We start from the raw sequence: 20,643 nt of genomic DNA on the forward strand, positions 1-20,643 counted from the left end.
GGCGCTCAGCGAAAATCGCGCGACAGATACGGCAGGCCCGCGATCCAGCTCGAACGATCCACGAACTGCGCGGCAATCACATGCGTGACCTGGTGCTGGCGCTGCAGGCGACCGCGCACCAGCAGGAACTGCGCGCCGACGATGGCCTCGCGTTCGCGCTCGATCAGTTCCGGACGCACGATCAGATTGACGATGCCGGTGTCGTCTTCCAGGGTCAGAAACATCGTGCCCTGCGCCGAGCCCGGCCGCTGACGGAACATCACCACGCCGGCCACGCGCACCGGGGCACCGTCGGCCAGCTGTTCCAGCGCGGCATTGGCCGTGATGTGCAGCGCATCGAGCCGCTCGCGCAGCAAGGCCACTGGATGACGGCGCAGCGTCAGCGAGGTGCTGCGATAGTCGGCGAGGATGTCTTCGCCTTCGCTCGGCGCTGGCAATGCCACCGCTTCATCGGGCAGGCTGGCCTCGCGCAACAGGCCTTCGAACTTCGCCCGCCCACGTGCCTGCCAGCGCGCCTGATGCCGATGGCCGCTCAGCGCGTGCAGTGCGTCCGCCGCCGCCAGCGCTTCCAGTTCCCGTGATGACAGCTGCGCGCGCTGCGCCAGGGTTTCCACATCGGCATAACCTTGCGCACGCGCCGCGACGATGCGCTGCGCCGCCGCTTCATTGAAGCCTTTCACCAGCCGCAAACCCAGGCGCAGCGCCGGCGCCTGCGGCGGCTGGCCGTGCAGATGACAGTCCCAGCAGCTGTGCCGGACATCGATGGGCAGCACGGTCACGCCCACGCGCTGCGCCTCGCGGATCAGCATGCTCGGCGGATAAAAACCCATGGGCTGGGCATTGATCAGGCCGCAGATGAAGGCCGCCGGATGGTGGCGCTTCAGATACGCCGACTGATACGCGAGCAAGGCGAAGCTCGCGGCATGACTCTCCGGAAAACCGTAGGAGCCGAAGCCTTCGATCTGGCGGAAGATCTGCGCGGCAAACTCGGCGCTGTAGCCGTTGCGCAGCAAGCCGCGCATCAGCTTGTCGCGAAACTTTTCGATTCCGCCGGCGCGTTTCCAGGCGGCCATGGCGCGTCGCAGGGCATCGGCCTGGTCGGCGGAAAAATCCGCCGCCACCATCGCGATCTGCATCACCTGTTCCTGAAAGATCGGCACGCCACAGGTGCGTTCCAGCACGCGGCGCAGCGGATCGCGCTCGCCCTTCGGATAGGTGATGGGCTCCTCGCCCAGACGCCGGCGCAGATAGGGATGCACCATGCCGCCCTGAATCGGGCCGGGCCGCACGATGGCGACCTGCACGGTGAGGTCGTAGAGATTGGCGGGCCGCAATCGCGGCAGCATGGACATCTGCGCACGCGACTCCACCTGAAACACGCCCACGCTCTCGGCACGCTGCAGCATCTGATAGGTCTGGGCGTCCTGCGGCGGAATCCCGCTCAGGCGCCGCACGCGGCCGTCGTAGTCCTGCAGATGCTGCAGCGTGCGGCGCATGGCCGTGAGCATGCCCAGCGCCAGCACGTCCACCTTCAGCAGGCCGAGCGCTTCCAGATCATCCTTGTCCCACTGGATCACGGTGCGGTCGGCCATCGCCGCGTTTTCCACCGGCACCAGCTCGTGCAGGGGCTGATCGGAAATCACGAAGCCGCCGACATGCTGCGAGAGATGACGCGGAAAACTCTGCGCGATCAGTTCGCCGGAGAGCTGCAGCCAGCGGCGGATGCGCGGCGCCTGCGCATCGATGCCCAGCACCTGCAGGCGCTCGGCGAGTTTTTCCGGATCGTCCCACCAGGCCAGGGACTGCGCGACGCGGTCGATGATTTCCGGGCCGACCTCCAGCGCGCGGCCCACATCGCGCAGCGCCGAGCGCGGCTGATAGCTGATCACGCTCGCCGCCAGCGCGGCACGTTCGCGGCCGTACTTGCGGTAGACGTACTGGATCACCTCCTCGCGCCGTTCGTGCTCGAAGTCCACGTCGATGTCCGGCGCCTCATCGCGCTCGCGCGACACGAAGCGTTCGAACAGGAGCTGATGATGCTCGGGGTTGACCTCGGTGATGCCCAGCACATAACAGACTGCGGAGTTGGCGGCGCTGCCGCGGCCCTGGCAGAGAATCTTCTGCGCACGCGCAAAGCGCACGATGTCGTAGACGGTGAGAAAGAAGGGCTCGTAGTTTTTCTCGGCGATGATCGCCAGTTCCTTGTCCAGCGTGGCGCGCACTTTTTCCGGACAGCCCTGCGGCCAGCGCTCGGGCAGATGCTGCTGCACCAGCGCGCGCAGCCAGCTCGCCGGCGTGTGCCCGGGCGCCACGGTTTCGCGCGGATACTGATAGCGCACCTGATCGATGCGGAACGCGCAGCGCTCCGCCACCACCAGGGTTTCGCGCAGCAGTTCGGCGGGATACAGCTCGCGCAGCACCTCCAGCTTGCGCAGATGCCGCTCGCCATTGGCAAACAGCGCATGGCCGCAGCGCGACACCGGCTGATGCAGGCGCAGTGCCGTCATCACATCCTGCAGTGCACGACGGCGGCGCACATGCATGTGCACATCGCCGCTGGCCAGCAAGGGCACGGCGAAACGCCGGCTCAGTTCCTGCAGCCGCGCGAGCTGCTCGCGATCACGGCCCTGGCGATGCAGCTCCACGGCAATCCACAGGCGATTCGCATAACGCTCGCGCAGCCAGGCCAGTTCCTCCAGCTCCTGCTCGCCGCGCGGCAGCCAGAGCACGCAGAGATCCGCACGCGGCGTGTCGAAGTCGGCGCGCGTGAGCCGGTAACGACCCTTGATGGCTCGGCGCCGCGCGGCACTGATGGTGGCGCACAGCGCGCTGTAGCCGGCCTGCGTCTGCGCCAGCAGCACGCAGCGCAAACCCTCTTCCAGCCGCAGCTCGCTGCCGATGATCAGCGCGGGCGCATGCTGGCCCAGCGCCTGCAGCTGGCGGCCTTGTTCCCAGGCCCGCACCACACCGGCCAGCGAGCATTCATCGGTGAGCGCCAGCGCCGCATACCCCAGCTGCGCGGCGCGCTGCATCAGCTCCTGCGGCATGGAGGCGCCGCGCTGGAAGCTGAAGGCGGACAGCGCGTGCAGCTCGGCGTAACTCATCCCCACAAGCCCTGCAGATACCAGCGCGCATCCTCACCATCGCGTGGGCGGTACACCCAGACGCGCGCGTTCTGCCACTCCGCGCTGTGGTAGTCGCGACGTTGATCGGCGCCGTCCCACCAGCCGCTTTCGATGCGTTCGAAGTCGGGCTCCAGCTGCGGCGTGCCAGGCAAGGGCAGCGGCCTGGCCAGCAGCCAGAGCGGACGTGGCGGCAAGTCGCCGGCATTGACCGCTCCGGCGCGCTCGCCTTGGCAGGCACGGTCGGGACGATGATCGGCCTGCAGCGCGGGCTGCCAGACGGCGGACTCGCCCAGGCGCGCCGCGACGCGTTCCAGCGTGGCCTGAAAATTCTGCTGCGCCTGCGCCTGCGTATCGAACAGATCGTGGGCGATGGCGACCGGCTCGGCCAGCTCCAGGCTGCGCAGCTCCAGCGCCCGCACCGGCGCCGGCAGCGGTTCGCGCATGAGACGTTCGCGCAGCAGGGTGAACAGCCGCTCGCCGTCGCGATGCGCGCTGGCCAGGCGCAGCAGCTGCAGGCTGCGGCGACGCTGCGCGTGCTCGCAGCTCAGGCGCAGTGCCAGCAGGCCCGTATCACGCGCGCGCAGCCAGGCCTGCAGTTCCAGACACAGGCGGCGCAGCGCAAACAACAGACCCTCGACCTGCGCGGTTTCGCCCAGCAGTTCGAAGCGGCGACGAAACTGCGTGGGCGGCAACAGAGCCTGTGCCGGTTCAGCGGCCAGGCCCCGCAGCTGATCGAGCTGACGCAGACGCTCCGGACCGAAACGACGTGCAAACGCGGCACGAGGCAGCGCGAACAGCTGCGCCAGCCGGCGCAGGCCCAGGCTGTGCAGCACTTCGATCTCGCTGTGCGGCCAGTAGAGGCTGCTCACCGGCAAGGATGCGAGCGCCGCGAGCAGGGCTTCCTGCGTGGGCAGATACGCCGGCTCGCCGCGGCTGGCGAGCAGCGCGGCGGCGGCGCGCGTCGGCGCCACCGCGAGCTGCGCCTCATGCTGCTGTTCGGCCAGCAGGGCCTGCACTTGTGCGCGCAGCGTCGGCCAGCCCCCGAACAGGCGCAGGCTGGCGCCGATCTCCAGCCAGATCAGCGCCTGCGGCAGCGCGCCCACTTCATCCAGCTCGCGCAACTCGGCATGCACCGGACTGCCGTAGCGATACAGGCCATGCGCGAGCGCCAGCAGCATGGCCTGTTCGGCCTTGGGTCTGCGCGGCAGCGCGCGCAGCTCGGCGTTCAGACTCAGGGCCGTTGCCAGCGGCGTGCCGGCGGCGAGCCGGCCGCTGTCGCAACTCAGCCAGCGGCTGGCGCCGCGCTGTGCGACGACCACCTCGCGCGCATCGCGCAGACCCAGGGCTTCGGCGGGCAGACGCGGCAGATACAGACACAGCCAGAGCATGGGCGCGACAGGCTGTTCACGAGGCCAGCAGGCAGGGCTGTGCCGGACGTGCGCCGCGACACTTGAGCACTTCCACCTGCGCGCGCTGCGCCACGCGCGCGATGCGCAGACTCAGCGCCGCCGTGCCGTGCGCGCTCTGCTGTCCGCGCCGATACGCCAGCAACACGCCATCGCCCTGCTCGGCGGCCAGCTGCAGGCGGCGCTGCGTGTGCAGATCCAGCCGCTCCTGCCAGAGCAGCACCGCGCCGGCACCGGCGCGCAGCAGCTCCTCCGCGGCCCAGAGCGCGTCCGGTTCCTGCGCGGCGTCGATGATGTGGGTGTGCTGCAGATTCAGGCCCTGCTGCTGCAGGGCCGGCGCATACGGCAGATAAGGCGGTGCAATCAGCGCAACCGGACGTTGCTGCTGCGTGAGCCGCGCCAGCAAGGGGGTGGCCAGACGCAGCTCGCCGACGCCGCACTGCGCGTAGACGATTTCACTCAGGTTTCCGCAAGGCCAGCCGCCACCGGGCAGCAGCGCATCCAGGGCGCCGTATCCCGTGGGCCAGGCGCGCAGCGGCGCCTGGCGGTCGCCGCGCCAGAGACGCGCGTCGCGCAGCAGCTGCTGCAGTTTTTCAGCGCGGCTGTCCATGTCTTGCGCAAGCCGCTACACCCCGTTGCCGCTACACCCCGCCGAAATCGCTGCAGCGGATCAGGCCCACCACACGACCTTCGATCAGCAGCTCCTGCTCGCGCAGATTGATCTTGATCGGCCGGAACTCGTTATTGGCCGGCAGCAGGCTGACCTGATCACCCTTGCGCTCGAAGCGCTTCACGGTGACGTCATCGCCCAGACGCGCGACGATGATCTGGCCGTTCTCGGCGGTGTTCTGGCGATGCACAGCGAGCAGATCGCCGGGCAGGATGCCGGCGTCGCGCATCGAATAGCCCTGCACGCGCAGCAGAAAATCCGGCGCAGGATGGAACATGCGGCGATCCAGCTTGTACCAGGACTCCACGTTCTCCACGCCCAGGATCGGCGCGCCGGCGGCGACCTTGCCCACCAGCGGAATGCCGTCATTGGCGGCGTCCTCGCTGCTCTCCAGCAGCACGCGGATGCCGCGCGAGGCGCCGGGCCGCAGCTCGATGGCACCCTTGCGCGCCAGCGCGCGCAGATGATCCTCGGCGGCGGTCGGCGAGCGGAAGCCAAAAGCCTCCACGATCTCGGCACGCGTCGGCGGCATGCCGTTTTCCTCGCCGTGACGGCGGATGAAATCGAGGATTTCGGCTTGGCGGGCAGTCAGTTCGTCCATGGCAGCTCTCGGCACTGTTTACATGAACAGTAGCAGGGGCTAACTGTAAATACAAACAGTAAGGCCGGCCGCTGCGCGTGGCAGCGGCCGGCCTGGTGCAGCCTCGTGAGGCCTTAAGCCGCGACTTTCTGCGGCGCCTTGCGGGTCTTCTGCGTCGGCAGGCTCACCCACTCGTATTCCTCGGCCTTCACCTTGCGCGTGCGCAGCCAGAAGCGCCAGGTGGACCAGGGCCAGATGGTGAAGTTGACGCCGTCGGCGGTCTGATACCAGCTCTGGCAGCCGGTGGACCACACCGAGTTCTTCAGGTTCTTCTGCACGTCGGCGTTGAAGGCGCGCTGCACCTCGGGCTTGACGTCCACATAGGCCGCGCCACGCGCTTCCATCTCCTTCATGGCCTGGATGATGTAATGCACCTGCGCCTCGATCATGAAGATGATCGAGTTGTGGCCCAGGGCGGTGCCGGGGCCCACCAGCTGGAAGAGATTGGGATAACCGCTGACGGTCATGCCCAGATAGGCTTCCGGTGCGCGCGCCCAGTCCTGCGCCAGATTGTGGCCGTCACGCCCGGTGAGCTTGAAGTCCTTCATGTACACGCGCGGATCGACCACGAAGCCAGTGCCCAGCACGATGCAGTCCACCGGACGCTCCACGCCGTCCTTGCCGACGATGCTGTGCTCGCGCACCTCGCGGATACCGTCGGTGACCAGCTCCACGTTGTCGCGGTTGAAGGTGGGGAAGTAGACGTTGGAGATCAGCACGCGCTTGCAGCCGATGGTGTAGTCGGGCGTGAGCTTGCGCGCCAGCTCCGGGTCCTTCACCTGCGCGCGGATGAACAGGGTGGCGAGCTTCTGCAGCGCGCGCGCCAGCGGCGGATTGAAGATCGGCCAGACGCGCGATTCATTGGTCCAGTACAGGCGCGCGCGATGCAGCTTGCGCATCAGCGGCACGGCGGCGAACAGTTTCTTGCTGAAGTCCGAATACTTGCGCATGTCGCGCGGAATCACCCAGGCGGCGGTGCGCTGGAAGACGTGCAGCTTGTTCACCTTGGGCGCGATCTCGGGCAGATACTGCACGGCGCTGCCGCCGGTGCCGATCGAGGCCACGTTCTTGCCGTTCAGGTCATAGCTGTGATCCCACTGTGCGGAGTGGAAGATCTTGCCCTTGAAGTCCTTCAGACCCGGGATGTCGGGAACGGCCGGCACATGCAGCGGGCCGGAGGCCAGCACCCAGTGGCGCGCCAGAATCACATCGCCGTTGCGCGTCGTGATTTTCCAGCGGCCCTCGTCCTGCAGAAACTCCGCGCCGGTCACTTCCTGGCCGAAGCGGATGAAGGGACGCAGGCCGTAGCGCTTGGTGACATCCAGAATGTAGTCCTGGATCTCGCGCCAGCCCGGATAACGCTGCGACCAGTCGGCCTTGGGCGCGAAGGAATACGAGTACATGTGGGACTGCACATCGCAGGCGGCGCCGGGATACTGGTTGTCACGCCAGGTGCCGCCCACCTCCATGGCCTTTTCCAGAATCACGAAGTTCTTGCGGCCGGCTTCCAGCAGCTTGATGGCCATGCACAGGCCGCCGAAACCGGCGCCGACGATGGCGACTTCGGTCTCGATGGTGGTGGACGGGGGCGGAACGCGTGCGGTCATGATGTCTCCTCAATATTGGCTGCGCGCGACAAGACCATCGCGCTTGGCCGCCAATCTAGGGGCGCTGTCCCTGCGGCTCTATGCTGGCTTTGGCGACTGATTGATAATTCCGGCCAATTCGGGAGCAGAGGCCGATTTAATCAGCCACGCCATGAGCAGCCGCTCGATTCTGGGTCTGATGTACACCATGCGAGGCCTGCGCAGCCTGGGGGAAGACCCCGCGCCGGTGCTGGCCCGTTATGGCCTGGATCTGGACCGGCTGGACCCCGGCGCGCGCGTCGAGCGCAGTCTGGAGCTGCGCATCCTGGTGGAAGTGGCCGAACAGCTGCGCGACCCCATGGCCGGCCTCAAGACCGGCCCGTTCTTCGGCTTTGCCGGCTACGGCCCCCTGTCCATGCTGCTGCTCACCTGCGCCGATGTGCGCGAGGCGATCCTCAGCGGCGTGCGCTACCAGCGGCTCACCTATCTCTACAGCACCATCCGCTTCGAGGAGGAGGAAAGCGGCTTGAGCGTGCTGTCCCTGGCGCCCCTGCCGCTGCCGTGGCGGGCGTTCCGCTTCCGGGTCGATGGCGAGATGTCCGGCACCTTCAAGCTGGTCAACGACATCCAGAAGACCATCGGCACCGAGCTCAGGCCGCAGCGCGTGGACATGCCCTATCCGCGTCCGGCCGAGGCGGCGCAATACGAAGCGCACTTCGGCTGCCCGGTGCGCTGGGACCAGAAGGAAGGCCGCTTCTGGATCGACCAGGCCCTTATGAACCTGAAGTTCCCCACGCACGATCCCGCCGCGCACGCGCTCTACCGCAATCTCTGCGATCAGCAGCTGGTCGATCAGCAACGCGAGCTGGACAACCTCAGCCACAAGGTGCTGCTGCATCTGGAGCTGTTCGAGGGACGCCCGCCCGATGCCGGACGCATCGCCGAATTCTTCGGCCTGGCCGAACGCAGCCTGCGCCGGCGCCTGGCCCAGGAAGGCAGCAGCCTGCGCGGCCTGGTGGCCAGCGCGCGGCAGAACAAGGCGCAGCAGCTGTTGCGCCACAGCGAGCTGAGCGTGGAGGCCATCGCCGAGCGTCTGGGCTATTCCGAGCCGGCCGCCTTCATCCACGCCTTCGAGCGCTGGACGGGCATGAGCCCTTCACGCTATCGCGCCGAGCGCTGAACCGCATACCGCCTCAGCGCTGCCCCAGCCACACGCCGAACGCCGCCAGCGCAAAGCCCAGCGCGTCGGCCAGCGTGAACTGTGCGCCCAGCGTCAGCGCCGCGAGCAGGGCCGTCACCGGCGGCACCAGATAGAACAGGCTGGCGGTACGCGCCGCCGCGCCGCGCGAAAGCAGCCACAGATACAGCAGCAGGCCGCAGCAGGAATTCACCACGATCGCCCAGGCCAGGCCGCCCAGCGAGGCCAGGCTGGGATGCAGCCGCAGGCCCTCCAGCCCCCAGGCCAGCGGCAGCAGCACCAGGGCCGAGGCGCCGAGCTGCACCAGCAGCGCCAGACGCGGGTCCAGCTCGCTGGCATGGCGCTTCTGGTACAGCGTGCCCAGGCTCAGGGACAGCAGCGCCGCCACTGCGGCCGCATAGGCCAGGCGCGTGCCGCCGCCGTGCAGCTCCGGCGCCACCACCAGCAGCACACCCGCCAGACCCAGAAGCAGGCCCAGCACGGCACGGCGCTGCAGTTTCTCGCCCAGCAGCAGTGCGGCGCCGACGGCGGTGGTGAGCGGCATCAGACCGGTGATCAGGCCCGCCACCGCCGGCGCCACGCCGGCGCGCAGCGCCGCATAGATGAAGCCGAAGAAGCCGGCCTGCAGCATCACCCCGCCGATGGCGGCATGCGTCAACGCCCGTGCCGGCACCGCCGGCGCCGGGCGCAGCAGCAGCCAGAGGCCGATGATCGCCGCCGAGCCGATGAAGCGCAGGGCCGCCAGGGTGTAGGGACCGCTGCCGTGCAGGGCGTAGGCCGCCGCGATATAGCCGGTGCTCCACAGCAACACGAAAGCGAGGCCGCCGGCCGCATCGCTGCCGGCGGCTTGGGTCGGGCTTTGCGACATCGGGAATCCGGGCGCGGGAAAGGGCCGTCATTGTAGAAAACGTGCCGCTACACTGCGCCTCGAGGATTTCCCCTGGACCGGACGATTTATGCAGGACTGCATATTGCACAACCCCCGCTGCAGCAAGAGCCGTCAGACCCTGCAGCTGCTGCGCGAGCACGGCGTGACACTGCCGGTGATCGAATATCTGCAGCAGCCCTTGTCCAAGGCGCAGCTGCGCGAACTCTGCACGCTGCTGGGCCTGAAGCCGCTGGACCTGATCCGCAGCAAGGAAGACCTGTTCGGCGAGCTGGGCCTGAGCCGCGACAACGGCTACAGCGATGCGCAATGGCTGGACGTGCTGGCCAGCCATCCCAAGCTGATGGAGCGTCCGGTGGTGGTGTACCGCGGCAAGGCGGCGCTGGGCCGCCCGCCGGAGAACGTGCTGAAGCTGCTGTAGCGCCTAGGCGCCCGGCGCGCGCCCGGCGAACAGGATCTTGGCCAGGGCCTCGTTGATGTCCAGCACCAGGGTGGAGGTGGCCAGGAACTGCGTGCGGCTGATTTTCCACTGCGCGCCGATCTTGCGGTACTCGTCCTCGTACTGACCGCCCAGCTGCGTGCAGCTTTTGGTCTTGGTGTTGATCAGAAAGTAATGCAGGCTCCAGCGGCCGCTGGCGCGCTCGCCGTCGTGCACCTCGATCTGGGCGTTGGCACCGTGATGCATTTCCACCATGTAATCGTGACAGCCCACCTCGGTGTACAGGGCCACCAGGGCGTCGGCGTTGTCGAAGCGGCCCACGGCGCCGTAATCGATCAGCATCGGCCCGTCGATGAAGCAGCTGCGCACGGTCTGCGGGTCCTTGCGGTCGCAGGCGAAGAAATAACGTGACTTGAGCTGACGGATCGCCTCGGCGTCCTCCAGCTTCTGCAGACGGCTTTCCAGTTCGGCCAGATTCATGGCGGTCGTTTCCCAAGGCGGCGGAGGCGCCGACAGTAGCGCCTGCGCGCCGCGCTGGCACTACTGCAAACAGATGAAGCTGCTGTAGCGGCGCGCCTCTACTGTCGCAAGACTGGCCATCGGGAGCGCGGCATGAGCGTGGAGCAGGAGGTCCTTTCCGGGCAGGTCTGGAGCGAGTTCTGCGAGCAGCTCAAGCGCGCGGGACAACAGATCCTGCGGCCTGAAACACCGGCCACGGCGCTGGACCGCGCCGAAGGCTGGCGCTATCTCACGCGCCTGCTGCGCATCGGCCTGGAAATGCATCTGGAATATGCCGATGCCGACTTCCCCGGCTTTTTCCTGCCCTCGCATGAAACCGGCAAGATCGGCGCCGACAATCCCGACAACGCCTATCTGTTCGCGCGGATCAACGGCCATCACGACTACCTGATCCGCGGCCGGCGCGGCACCGTGCCCTATCTGTCCTTCGGTTCGCAGAAGGGCGGCTATGAAACCGACGGCAAGATGGAGCAGACCGGCTTTCTCGACGGCCGCGAGCTGCAGCTGGATGCCGATGGCGGCTTCGAGCTGCATCTGAGCCAGACGCCCAGGCCCGGCAACTGGCTGCGCCTGGAGCCCGAGAGCAATGCCGTGATCGTGCGCCAGACCTTCAATGACCGCAGCCGCGAAACCGCTGCGCAGATGCGCATCGAGCGCGCCGGCGCCGGCGCACAGCCGCAACCGCTGTCGGCGCAGCGCATCGCGCAGAACCTCAAAAAGGTGGCCGGCTTCGTCGAAGGCACCGCCACGGTGTTCGCCAACTGGGCACAGGGCTATCTGGAACACGAAAACCAGCTGCCGCCGGCCAATCAGGCCGTGTGCCAGGCCGCCGGCGGTGACCCCAACATCTTCTATTACCACTCCGCCTGGCGCCTGGAAGAAGACCAGGCGCTGGTGATCCGCCTGCCGCGCATCCCCGAATGCCGCTTCTGGAATCTGCAGATCGACAACTGGTGGATGGAATCGCTGGACTACCGCTATCACCGCATCCATCTCAATGCGCACAGCGCACAGCGCGCCGCCGACGGCAGCGTGACCATGGTGCTGGCACATCGCGATCCGGGTCATCCCAACTGGCTCGAAACCGCCGGCCACCGGCGCGGCACCCTGTGCCTGCGCTGGGTGGCCGCGCGCGAACACGTGCATCCGAGCACGCAGCTGCTGTCCTTCTCCGAACTGCCGCAGGTACTGGCTGCATGAGCGCACCGATTTCCCTTGATCCCGACAGCCTGCTGGCCGAAGCCAGCACCCAATGCGGCGGCCTGGGCGGCGACGCCCAGGCCCTGGGCGATGCCAGCGCCTACCAGGGCCTGTGCGTGCTCTGCGAGTCGCTCAACCGCGAAGCGCAGCTGTCCGACACCGGCCGCTATCTGATGCGCCAGAAGCTGGTTGCGCAGCTGGCCAACCGCCTGCGCATCGAGCAGTACTTCAGGCAGCATCCCGAGATTGCACAGGAGCAGGTGGCGCCGCCGGTGGTGATCGGGGGCCTGCCGCGCACCGGCACCACCAAGCTGCATCGCCTGCTCTCGCGCGATCCGCGCTTCTACTGGATGGCGTTCTGGGAATCGCAGTTTCCAGTGCCTTTTGCCGGCGAGTCGCTGGCCGAGCCGAATGCGCGCATCGGGGAAGGCCGCGCGCTGTGCGCGATGATGACCAGCGCCATGCCCAAGCTGGTGGCGATCCATCCCATGGACGCCGACGAGGCCGACGAGGAAGTGATGCTCACCGAGCATTCCTTCCTCTCCGCCTTCAATGCCTACGCGCACATTCCCTCGTACATGCGCTGGCTGGATGCGCAGGACCAGACCGTGGTCTACCAGTTCCTGCGCCGCTGCCTGCAGTTCCTGCAGTGGCAGAAGCGCCAGCGCGGCATAGAGGCGCAGCGCTGGGTGCTCAAGGCGCCGCATCATCTGCTGCGCATGCATCTGCTGCTCAAGCTCTTTCCGGACGCCAGGGTCATCCTCACGCATCGCGATCCGGCGCAGAGCATTCCCTCCATCGCCAGCTTCATTCACACGCTCTGGGCGATCTACAGCGACAAGGCCGATGCCCAGGCGGCCGGCGCCGAATGGAGCACGCTGATGCGGCGCGCCCTGGATCACACCATGCAAGTGCGCCAGAGCGCACCGGACCAGTTCTTCGACGTGCAGTTCCGCGACACCGTGAAGCAGCCCATGAGCGTGGTGCGCGATCTCTATCACTGGCTGGGCCTGGAGCTCGACAAGGACACCGCCGCGCGCATGCAGGCCTGGCTGCAGGCCGACGAGAAGACGCATCAGGGCGGGCATGAATACACGCCGGAACAGTTCGGCCTGTCTGTGACGCAGCTGGAACGCGATTTTTCAGCCTATCGCCAGCGGCACGTGCTGGCAGCCTAGTGTTGTGAGTCAGAAATTCGCATGCGAAGTCAAGGAACTTCTGACTCACAACCCTGGAACGATTCATCAAGACACGGAGGAGAAGCGGCCCATGCTGCTCAAAGACAAGATCGTGGTGGTATCCGGCATCGGCCCCGGCCTGGGCGTGAAGCTGGCGGTGGAAGCCGCGCGTGAAGGCGCGGCCGGTGTGGTGGTGGCGGCGCGTTCGGGCGACAAGCTCGAAGACGCCGAAGCGCGCATCAAGGCCCTGGGCGGCAAGACCCGCGTGCTGCGCCAGGTCTGCGACATCACCCAGGCGCAAGATTGCGCGGCGCTGGCCGCCAACACCGCCAGGACCTTCGGCCGCGTCGATGCCCTGGTCAACAGCGCCTTCGTGCACGGCGAGATGGACTATGCCTCCAGCGCCAATCTCGATGCCTGGCACGCGGTGCTGGACACCAATCTGATCGGCACGCTGCGGCTCACGCAAGCGGTGATTCCCGAGATGAAGAAGACCGGCGGTGCGATCGTGATGATCAACACCATGGCCGCGCGCAAGGTGCCGCCGCTGGGCGAAGCCGGTTATGCAGCGTCCAAGGCGGCGCTGGCCAATTCCGTGAAGTGGCTGGCCAAGGAGCTGGGCCCCAGCAATATCCGCGTCAACTCCGTGCACATGGGCTGGATGTGGGGCGCGCCGGTGCAGGGCTATTTCGAATGGCAGGCCCGGGAACACGGCGTGAGCGTGGACAGCCTCAAGGCGCAGGTGGCCGTGGACATCCCTCTGGGCCGCATTCCCACCGACGATGAATGCGCACGCGCGGCGCTGTTCCTGGTTTCCGACTATGCCAGCGCCGTGACCGGCGCCGCGCTCGACGCCAACGGCGGGGCCTACATGCCGTAAGAGGAGTGGCGATGCAGAAGCTGATCTACGCACTCTGGCGCGCCATCCCGCCGCAGGATGATGAGCTGCTGCGCGAGGACCTGCAGGAAGCGCTGCGGCGTTTGCGCATGCTGCGCGCGGCGCAGCTCAATCTGGTGGACGAGGCGGTGAAGCCGGCCGCGCCGCTGCGCCAGATCGCCACGCAGCCGCCGCCGGATGCGATCCTGCAGGTCTGGGTGGACAGCGCCAGCACCGCGCTGCGCGCACCGCTGGACGCGCTGCTGGCGGCGCGCTTCGCACGTCAGGCCTGCTATCTGGTCAGTGAATCGCAGCCGCTGCGCAATACCGCCCATCCGCCGCAGCAGGGCCAGCGCACGCCGGGCTTCGCCCAGATCGCGCTGCTGCGCCGGCCCATCCGCCTGGACCCCAACAGCTGGCGCCAGCTGTGGCTGGACACGCACACCAGCGTGGCGCTGGAGACGCAATCCACTTTCGAGTACACCCAGAATGAAGTCATCCGCGCGCTGAGTCCGCAGGCGCCGAACTGGGTGGCGGTGGTGGAGGAATGCTTTCCCGCCGAGGCGATGCGTGATCCGCAGGTGTTTTTCGATGCGCGCGGCGATCAGGCGAAATATCAGCGCAATCTGCGGCGCATGATGGACAGCGTGGAGCGCTTCCTGGATCTGGGCACGCTGGACGTGATGGCGACGAGCCAGTACCCGCTGCTGCTGCCGCGTTAAACGCATTCGTAAAACTACTGCGTAATTTTGTTGGGCGCGTCAGCGCGTCGTAAGCCGCTGGGCTTTTCTGATTGTTGCTTCGTTTTGTTCTTGATCTGTTGGCTTCTTCCACCGCCCTTCGGCGGCGGACTTACTTCTCTTTGCTTGTGCAAAGAGAAGTAAGCAAGAGAAAGCACACCCCGGCTCTGGCGCCGGCTTCGCCGGTGCCTGAGCTGTGCAACGTGCTCGGGGCCGTTGCGGACACGCCATCCCTGGTGTGGCCGCAACTGAGCCGCCCTTCCTGGGCGGCTCTCCCCTGCGCTCGCCGCACAGCTCAGCGCCAGAGACGGGGACCCCAAGGTCAAAAGCAACAGCAGATTCTCGCGATGAGCGTCGCTGCGCTGTTGCTTTTGACTTACCCCCCTTTGCCTCGCACCGAGCAGCGCAGCGAGCGCAGCGGGAGAATCGAACAGGAAGTTCGATTCAGTTGCAGCCGCGCCAGGGATGGCGCGTCTGCAACGGCCCCGAGCACGTGAGCAGCGCAGGCTTCCGCCGCCGCGACAGCGGCGACGGATGCGAGGCGTAGGGCGTGCTTTCTCTTGGGTACTTCTCTTTGCACGAGCAAAGAGAAGTACCTCGGGCGCCGACAGGCGCACGAAACCCAGGCGCAATCAAGAGACCAGATAAACCGAGAACGACAATGCCATGGCGGCTTACGGCGCTGTCGCGCCCAAGCCGCCCTACGGCTTGTTGCAGTTTCGCAGCCGGCGATTCAACGCGGCTTCCAGATGGCGTCGGCGCCTTCGTCGATGGCGCCGAGCAGGCGGCCGAGCAGCGATTTGAGGGCGGCGGCTTCGCCGGCGTCGAAGCGCTCCAGGACCTTGGATTCCAGGGCCTTGGCCTGCGAGATCAGACGCAGGGCGCAGCGGCGGCCGCGTTCGGACAATTCATAGGCCACACCATCCCGCTGACGGGTGTGGGCAAAGCCGCGCATCACCAGGGAATCCAGCGCCTGCTGCCAGCGCTCCTCGGCAATGCCGGGCAGGCCGCGCGCCAGTTCCTCGTCGCTGAGTATCGGCTGCAGGCTGAGCGTGGAGAGCACATAGAACTCCATGTCATTGAGCCCTTCGCGCTCCAGCGAATCCCGCAGCTGGCCGAAGAAGGCGAAATGACTGCGGCCGAGCAGATAGCCGAGGAAGTCCTCGCTGAAGCTGCCCGCCAGCGCCGCCTCGCGCGGGCGCGTGGCCTGGCTGTCGCGATGCGTGGCGTGCGCATAACGGCCGGCATGAAACACCAGCGGCGCAGCCTCGCTGCGGTCGAAATCCAGCACCTCGCCGACGAAGATCAGATGATCGCCGCCCTCGTACTGCGAGGCGGTGCGGCAGACGAAGCGCGCCATGCAGCCGCGCAGCAGCGGAATGCCGCCACGCCCGGCGTCGTATTCCAGGCCGGCGAACTTGTCGATGCCGCGTCGCGCGAAACGCGCCGAAAGCTCCTCCTGATCGCTGGCCAGCACATGCACCGCCCAATACTCGGCGCGACGGAAGGTGCCCAGGCTGGCGGCGCTGTTGGCCAGACTCCACAACACCATCGGCGGGTCCAGCGACACCGAATTGAAACTGTTGGCGGTGAGCCCCACCGGCGCGCCATCGGCGCCGCTGGTGGTGATGATGGTCACGCCGGTGGCGAAGGCGCCCAGCGCCTTGCGGAACTCTTGCGCGTCGAACACGGCGGCGTTCATGGCCGGGGCCTGGGAAAAGTGCCCACGCGGCGGAGGATTGCCGCGCAGGCGAAAAGCGGGATTGTGTTCATCCAAGGCCGGCTCCAGGCTCGCGGGGGACGTGCGCGGCGCACATCAGAAGTTGTACTTGAGGTTGAAGGTCAGGTAGTCGCGGTCGCTGTACGGATTGGCCGCGAGCGTGCTGTGCTTGATGGTCTTGTTGGGACTGCCGAAGAACCAGTTGTAGCCCACGCCCAGCTGCAGGTTCTGCAGGTATTGCATGTTGAAGCTCAGGCTCGCGCGCATGTCGCCGTCACCATAGAGCGGGCCGAAGGCGCCGGCCATGGCCGGCGTGCCCTTGATCAGCCAGCCGTAGACGATGGGCATCTGGAAATCCCAGCCGGAGATGATGTTGTGCTTGGTGGGAATCAGCAGGCTCATGAAGCCGTAGGCATTGCGGTCGTAGAACAGCGAGCCGCCCTCACCCACCGGAATGATGCCGGGCGAGGGGCTCAGCCGATCCACGCCGTTGACGTGCAGGAAGCCCGCTTCGTTGACCGAGACCAGATCGTCGAAGAACAGCCGCGGATTGGTCACGTACAAGGCCGAGACCAGCGCCTGGCTGATGCGGCCGCGCTGATACATCGGACTCAGGTGCCCGGAGATCTGCGCTTCCACCGGCGTGTCGATGCCATCGCGGTAGTTCAGTTCGCCGGCGATGTTGAAGCCGCCCAGCACCGTGGAATAACTCAGGCCGGCCAGATGGATGCCGTCGAAGTACTTCACGTTGTAGCTGACCGGCACGTACTGGTTGAGCGCCTGCGTGCTGAGATTGACGCCGCCCACGGTGCCGAAGGAAGCGAAGCCGACGTTGAGCTGCACCGCCGGATTGGTGTCGTTGTAGCGCAGATAGTAGAGGCCCAGATTGGTGGAGCTGGTCAGCTGATACTTCACGCCGCCACCGTACTGGCCGAAGGCGCTGGGCTTGAGGTCCTTCTCGCGGTAGGTGTAGATGTAATCCGGCGCATCGATGAGCGTATCGGCGGTGATGCCCAGCAGGCCGCAGACCAGGGTCTCCAGCTGCGGCGACACCACCGACACCGGCGCACCGTTGAGATGGAAGTTCTGCAGCAGGCCGCTGCAGCTGCCGGTGGCGGCCAGGGGATTGGCCGAGCCGTAGACGAACTGCGCGCCCGGACCGACCACGTCGGCGGGCGAGAGATAGTCACCCACCGGAAAGATTTCCGTGGGCCGGAACGAGAGCTTGTAATAGCCCACCAGCGACAGCTCGTTGTTGACCGCGAGATTGAGCGCGATCTGGTTCACCGGCAGCAGGATGTCCTTCACCTCCGCGCCCGGCACGAAGGCCTTGGTGGCATCGGCGGGGCCCATGGCGCTGGCGATGCCGGAGAAGAACAGGCTCTCGCCCCAGGCCACCAGCTGCTGGCCGGCGCGCAGGTTCAGCGAGCTTTCGTCGCTGAGCCACCAGCTGCCGTAGAGATAGGCCTCCAGGACCCGCGCGCGACCGCCGTCGTAACGCTTGGTGGGGCCGCTGAATTCACGCGGCTTGGGATCGGGATATTCACCGGCCGGGCCGAACTGGTTGAGCGTGCGCGGCGAATCGTTGTCATTGCTGCGATGGTAGACATCGTCGATGAAGCCCGAACCCGAGAGCACCGCGCCATAGTCCTGCCAGTGCAGCTGCAGCTCGCCCAGGCCGCTGAGGCGGTTGTGAATCAGCGCCCACTTGTCGAAGTTACGGTCGCCGTCGTCGGAGTTGATCGACTGCGAAAGACCCTGGCCTTCGAAACGGAAGATCTGCGCGGGCTGGCCCGGCGCCGGCGCCGCAGCGGGAATGTTGAGATAGGAGCTGAACTCTTCCACCGGCGCATCGGTCAGGCGCGGGTCGGCGTGCTTGGTGCGCATCGCCAGCGCATAGGTCACGGTGAGCTTGTACTCCAGCTCCACTTCGTTACCCAGATCCAGGGTGCCGGCGCCCGCCGCCTGCGCACCCAGCAGTGCGCAGAATCCGGTCGCCGCCACCGCAATCCTTCGCCTCATGCGCGTGAATCCCTTGGACGACGGCATTGCTCCTCCCTGCGACATTCATATGGTTTCTTGTAGCGCGTAAGCTAAGTACTCGATGTCCTGGTAGCCTCACCCGAACTGACTAGGATCAAAAGCCGCGCTGCGAAGCGGCGTTTTCGATCATGTAAGGAGCTGTGGATGACCGCTGAACTGCGCTTCCTCAATCCCGTGGATGCCGCCTACTTGCGCATGGAATCACCGCGTACGCCGATGCACGTCGGCGGCCTGCTCACGTTTCGCCTGCCCGATGGCGCGCCGCGCGATTATCTGCGCCGCCTTTACGAACATCTGCGCGCCCAGCCGGTGACCGCGGCGCCGTTCAACCAGCGTCTGGCGCGTGGCGGTCTGCACAAGCTGGCGCCGGCCTGGGAGACCCTGGACGAGGTCGACATCGACCACCACTTCCGGCATTCCGCGCTGCCCTTCCCCGGCGGGGAACGCGAGCTCGGTGTGCTGGTGGCGCGTCTGCATTCGCATCAGCTGGATCTGCGCCGCCCGCCCTGGGAGATCCATCTCATCGAAGGGCTGGAGCATCGCCGCTTCGCGCTGTACGTGAAACTGCATCACAGCACGCTGGACGGCCTGAGCGCGATCAATCTGCTGCGCCGCTGGCTGAGCGAAGACGCCGGCGCGCTGCAGACCGCCTTGTGGAACCTGCCTGGCGCGCTGCCGGCGCGCGACGAGGGCGAGGATGAGGCCGCGAGCCTGCTGCGCAGCAGCGCCGCGCAGCTGCGCGCGCAGTTCAAGGCCGGCGCACAGCTGGCCGCCAAGCTGGTGCAGATGAGCCGGCCGCGCGACAACCCGGAAGGCGGCATCCGGTCGGCGCTGGCCACGCCGCGCAGCATGCTCAATGTCCGCATCTCCGCACAGCGGCGTCTGGCCACGCAGCTGTTCGCGCTGCCGCAGATCAAGTCGCTGGCCGAGCGCGCGCACTGCACGGTCAACGATCTGGCCCTGGCCGTCTGTGCCGGCGCGGTGCGCCGCTATCTGCTGGAACTCGACGCGCTGCCGCCGGTGCCGCTGGTGGCCTCGGTGCCGGTGGGTCTGGCGCGGCCCGAGGCGCAAGCGGGCAAGGCCACGCGCGCCGGCTTCGTGGTGCCGCTGTCCACGCAGCAGAGCGATCCGCTGCAGCGTCTGGACGTGGTGCGTGCGGTGACGCAGCGCATGAAGGAGCAGCTGCACACGCTCTCCGGCGATGCCCTGCGCCAGTTCACGCTGCTGGGCCTGTCGCCCCTGCTGGTGGGCCAGATGACCGGCGTGCTCGCGCGTCTGCCGCCGGTGTTCAACTTCCAGGTGTCCAACGTGCTGCTGTCACGTGAGACGCTGTACCTGCACGGCGCGCCGCTGGACGCGCTGTATCCGGTGCCGCTGCTGTTCGACGGCTACGCGCTCAACATCACGGTGGTGGGTTATGCCGACCGTCTGGCCTTCGCCTTCACCGGTTGCCGTGATGCCCTGCCTTCATTGCAGAAACTGGCGGTGTACGCAGCCGACGCGCTGGGCGAGCTGGAGGCCGCGATCTGCGGTGAACCCTCGGCGCACGCCAACATCACACCGCTGCGGCGCAGCGCGCGACGCGGTGCGCGACGGGTGCTGGGCGAGGATACGGGCTTGTGAACAAGGCAAGCCCCCTGCACGAAACCTTCGTGGCTTGCTACATTTCGCGCGCTGATTTTTTAGCGAGAGCGATTGGCTCGAAACCCGCCGGAGGCGATTTCCGGCATTTGTTGCAGGGAGCAAGGTAGTGGCCGCAAGTTATGGTCGTAAGCATCTGATCGACGATCTCACCAAGGAACTGGATCTGAGCAAGGCTCAGGCCGCCCGTACGGTGAGCGCGGTTTTCGAAACGCTGGCGAAGAAGATCAAGAAGCACGGCAAGGTGCAGGTGCTGCCGTTTGGCACTTTCAATGTCGCCAAGCGTGCTGCGCGCAAGGGCGTGAATCCCAAGACCGGCACCGCCATCAAGATCAAGGCGTCCAAGTCGGTTCGCTTCAAGCCGTCCAAGAGCCTCAAGGATTCTCTGTAATCCTCGGAAGACTGTGCCGGCAAATGAAAAAGCCCGCCTTTCGGCGGGCTTTTTTTTAACGGCCGGGCTTACTGTGCCGGTGCGGCGGCGGGCTTGGCGGCCTTCTTGGCAGCCTTCTTGGCGTGATGCTTGTGGGCCTTGGCGTGCGTGCTGGCCTTGGCCGGCGCATCGGCCGGGGCGGCCGGGGCGGCGTCAGCGGCATAGGCCTGCGCGCCCAGCAGCATCAGGGTGGCGGCGGCGGCGAGCGTGAGCTTTTTCATGTGCATCTCCAGTATTGTGAGTCGTCAACCCGAGTCGGGTGCCGCAGCAGATTACCGCCGTAAGTTTTCAGACAGCTTATCGAAACATCCGGCCGGCCCGTTCCGGCCCGGACGGGGAACGCAA

Annotated in this window: 18 protein-coding genes; 8 read left to right on the forward strand and 10 right to left on the reverse strand. The window is 66.7% G+C overall.

Annotated elements, in window-relative coordinates; all coding sequences use genetic code 11:
- Positions 1-5: 5 nt before the first annotated feature.
- From BMY12_RS08015 to BMY12_RS08035, 5 genes are all read right to left on the reverse strand, one after another.
- Positions 6-3,104: an error-prone DNA polymerase gene (locus tag BMY12_RS08015; RefSeq protein ID WP_093284289.1), complete on the reverse strand. Its 3,099-nt coding sequence runs from the start codon at positions 3,102-3,104 to the stop codon at positions 6-8.
- Positions 3,101-4,513, reverse strand: coding sequence for a Y-family DNA polymerase (locus tag BMY12_RS08020; RefSeq protein WP_093284291.1), 1,413 nt, complete (start codon positions 4,511-4,513; stop codon positions 3,101-3,103). Before BMY12_RS08020 ends, BMY12_RS08015 begins: the two co-directional genes overlap by 4 nt.
- Before the next feature lie 16 nt (positions 4,514-4,529).
- Positions 4,530-5,141, reverse strand: a complete 612-nt coding sequence (gene imuA / locus BMY12_RS08025; protein ID WP_093284294.1) for a translesion DNA synthesis-associated protein ImuA — start codon at positions 5,139-5,141, stop codon at positions 4,530-4,532.
- A gap of 31 nt (positions 5,142-5,172) precedes the next feature.
- Positions 5,173-5,802: a transcriptional repressor LexA gene (gene lexA, locus BMY12_RS08030; protein ID WP_093284296.1), complete on the reverse strand. Its 630-nt coding sequence runs from the start codon at positions 5,800-5,802 to the stop codon at positions 5,173-5,175.
- 113 nt (positions 5,803-5,915) lie between these two features.
- On the reverse strand, positions 5,916-7,448 hold the full coding sequence (locus tag BMY12_RS08035; RefSeq protein ID WP_093284299.1) for a flavin-containing monooxygenase: 1,533 nt from the start codon (positions 7,446-7,448) through the stop codon (positions 5,916-5,918).
- Between the two features lie 151 nt (positions 7,449-7,599).
- Between BMY12_RS08035 and BMY12_RS08040 the strand changes: the two genes are divergently transcribed.
- Positions 7,600-8,607, forward strand: coding sequence for an AraC family transcriptional regulator (locus tag BMY12_RS08040; protein WP_093284301.1), 1,008 nt, complete (start codon positions 7,600-7,602; stop codon positions 8,605-8,607).
- A gap of 13 nt (positions 8,608-8,620) precedes the next feature.
- Here BMY12_RS08040 and BMY12_RS08045 read toward each other — a convergent pair whose 3' ends face one another.
- Entirely contained in the window at positions 8,621-9,493 is an 873-nt protein-coding gene (locus BMY12_RS08045; protein WP_093284304.1) for a DMT family transporter, read from the reverse strand.
- Positions 9,494-9,581: 88 nt separating this feature from the next.
- Between BMY12_RS08045 and arsC the strand changes: the two genes are divergently transcribed.
- Positions 9,582-9,932 carry an arsenate reductase (glutaredoxin) gene (gene arsC, locus BMY12_RS08050; protein WP_093284306.1) on the forward strand — a complete coding sequence of 117 codons (351 nt, stop codon included), beginning with the start codon at positions 9,582-9,584 and terminating at the stop codon, positions 9,930-9,932.
- Positions 9,933-9,935: 3 nt separating this feature from the next.
- Here the strand turns inward: arsC and BMY12_RS08055 are convergent, their stop codons facing one another.
- Complete coding sequence (locus tag BMY12_RS08055) at positions 9,936-10,430, reverse strand: nuclear transport factor 2 family protein (protein ID WP_093284309.1); 495 nt, start codon at positions 10,428-10,430, stop codon at positions 9,936-9,938.
- A gap of 132 nt (positions 10,431-10,562) precedes the next feature.
- On the opposite strand from BMY12_RS08055, the gene BMY12_RS08060 reads away from it, so the two are divergent.
- From BMY12_RS08060 to BMY12_RS08075, 4 genes are all read left to right on the forward strand, one after another.
- On the forward strand, positions 10,563-11,669 hold the full coding sequence (locus BMY12_RS08060; protein WP_093284311.1) for a DUF1214 domain-containing protein: 1,107 nt from the start codon (positions 10,563-10,565) through the stop codon (positions 11,667-11,669).
- The gene (locus BMY12_RS08065; protein WP_093284314.1) at positions 11,666-12,847 is read left to right on the forward strand and encodes a sulfotransferase family protein; all 1,182 of its coding nucleotides are present in this window, start codon (positions 11,666-11,668) and stop codon (positions 12,845-12,847) included. Before BMY12_RS08060 ends, BMY12_RS08065 begins: the two co-directional genes overlap by 4 nt.
- A 91-nt stretch (positions 12,848-12,938) precedes the next feature.
- Complete coding sequence (locus BMY12_RS08070; RefSeq protein ID WP_093284317.1) at positions 12,939-13,727, forward strand: SDR family oxidoreductase; 789 nt, start codon at positions 12,939-12,941, stop codon at positions 13,725-13,727.
- An 11-nt stretch (positions 13,728-13,738) separates the two neighbouring features.
- Entirely contained in the window at positions 13,739-14,446 is a 708-nt protein-coding gene (locus BMY12_RS08075; RefSeq protein WP_093284320.1) for an EthD domain-containing protein, read from the forward strand.
- Positions 14,447-15,197: 751 nt separating this feature from the next.
- Here BMY12_RS08075 and BMY12_RS08080 read toward each other — a convergent pair.
- Both BMY12_RS08080 and BMY12_RS08085 read right to left on the reverse strand, forming a co-directional pair.
- Positions 15,198-16,166: a flavin reductase gene (locus tag BMY12_RS08080; RefSeq protein ID WP_093284323.1), complete on the reverse strand. Its 969-nt coding sequence runs from the start codon at positions 16,164-16,166 to the stop codon at positions 15,198-15,200.
- A gap of 114 nt (positions 16,167-16,280) precedes the next feature.
- Complete coding sequence (locus tag BMY12_RS08085; RefSeq protein ID WP_093284326.1) at positions 16,281-18,206, reverse strand: DUF1302 domain-containing protein; 1,926 nt, start codon at positions 18,204-18,206, stop codon at positions 16,281-16,283.
- Positions 18,207-18,371: 165 nt separating this feature from the next.
- On the opposite strand from BMY12_RS08085, the gene BMY12_RS08090 reads away from it, so the two are divergent.
- Positions 18,372-19,850, forward strand: a complete 1,479-nt coding sequence (locus BMY12_RS08090) for a wax ester/triacylglycerol synthase family O-acyltransferase (protein ID WP_093284329.1) — start codon at positions 18,372-18,374, stop codon at positions 19,848-19,850.
- 127 nt (positions 19,851-19,977) lie between these two features.
- Positions 19,978-20,259, forward strand: a complete 282-nt coding sequence (locus BMY12_RS08095) for an HU family DNA-binding protein (protein WP_245732412.1) — start codon at positions 19,978-19,980, stop codon at positions 20,257-20,259.
- A 68-nt stretch (positions 20,260-20,327) separates the two neighbouring features.
- Here the strand turns inward: BMY12_RS08095 and BMY12_RS08100 are convergent, their stop codons facing one another.
- The gene (locus BMY12_RS08100; RefSeq protein WP_143068887.1) at positions 20,328-20,519 is read right to left on the reverse strand and encodes a hypothetical protein; all 192 of its coding nucleotides are present in this window, start codon (positions 20,517-20,519) and stop codon (positions 20,328-20,330) included.
- Between the last annotated feature and the right edge of the window lie 124 nt (positions 20,520-20,643).

It is taken from the genome of Solimonas aquatica, from assembly GCF_900111015.1.
Classification (GTDB): Bacteria; Pseudomonadota; Gammaproteobacteria; order Nevskiales; family Nevskiaceae; genus Solimonas; species Solimonas aquatica.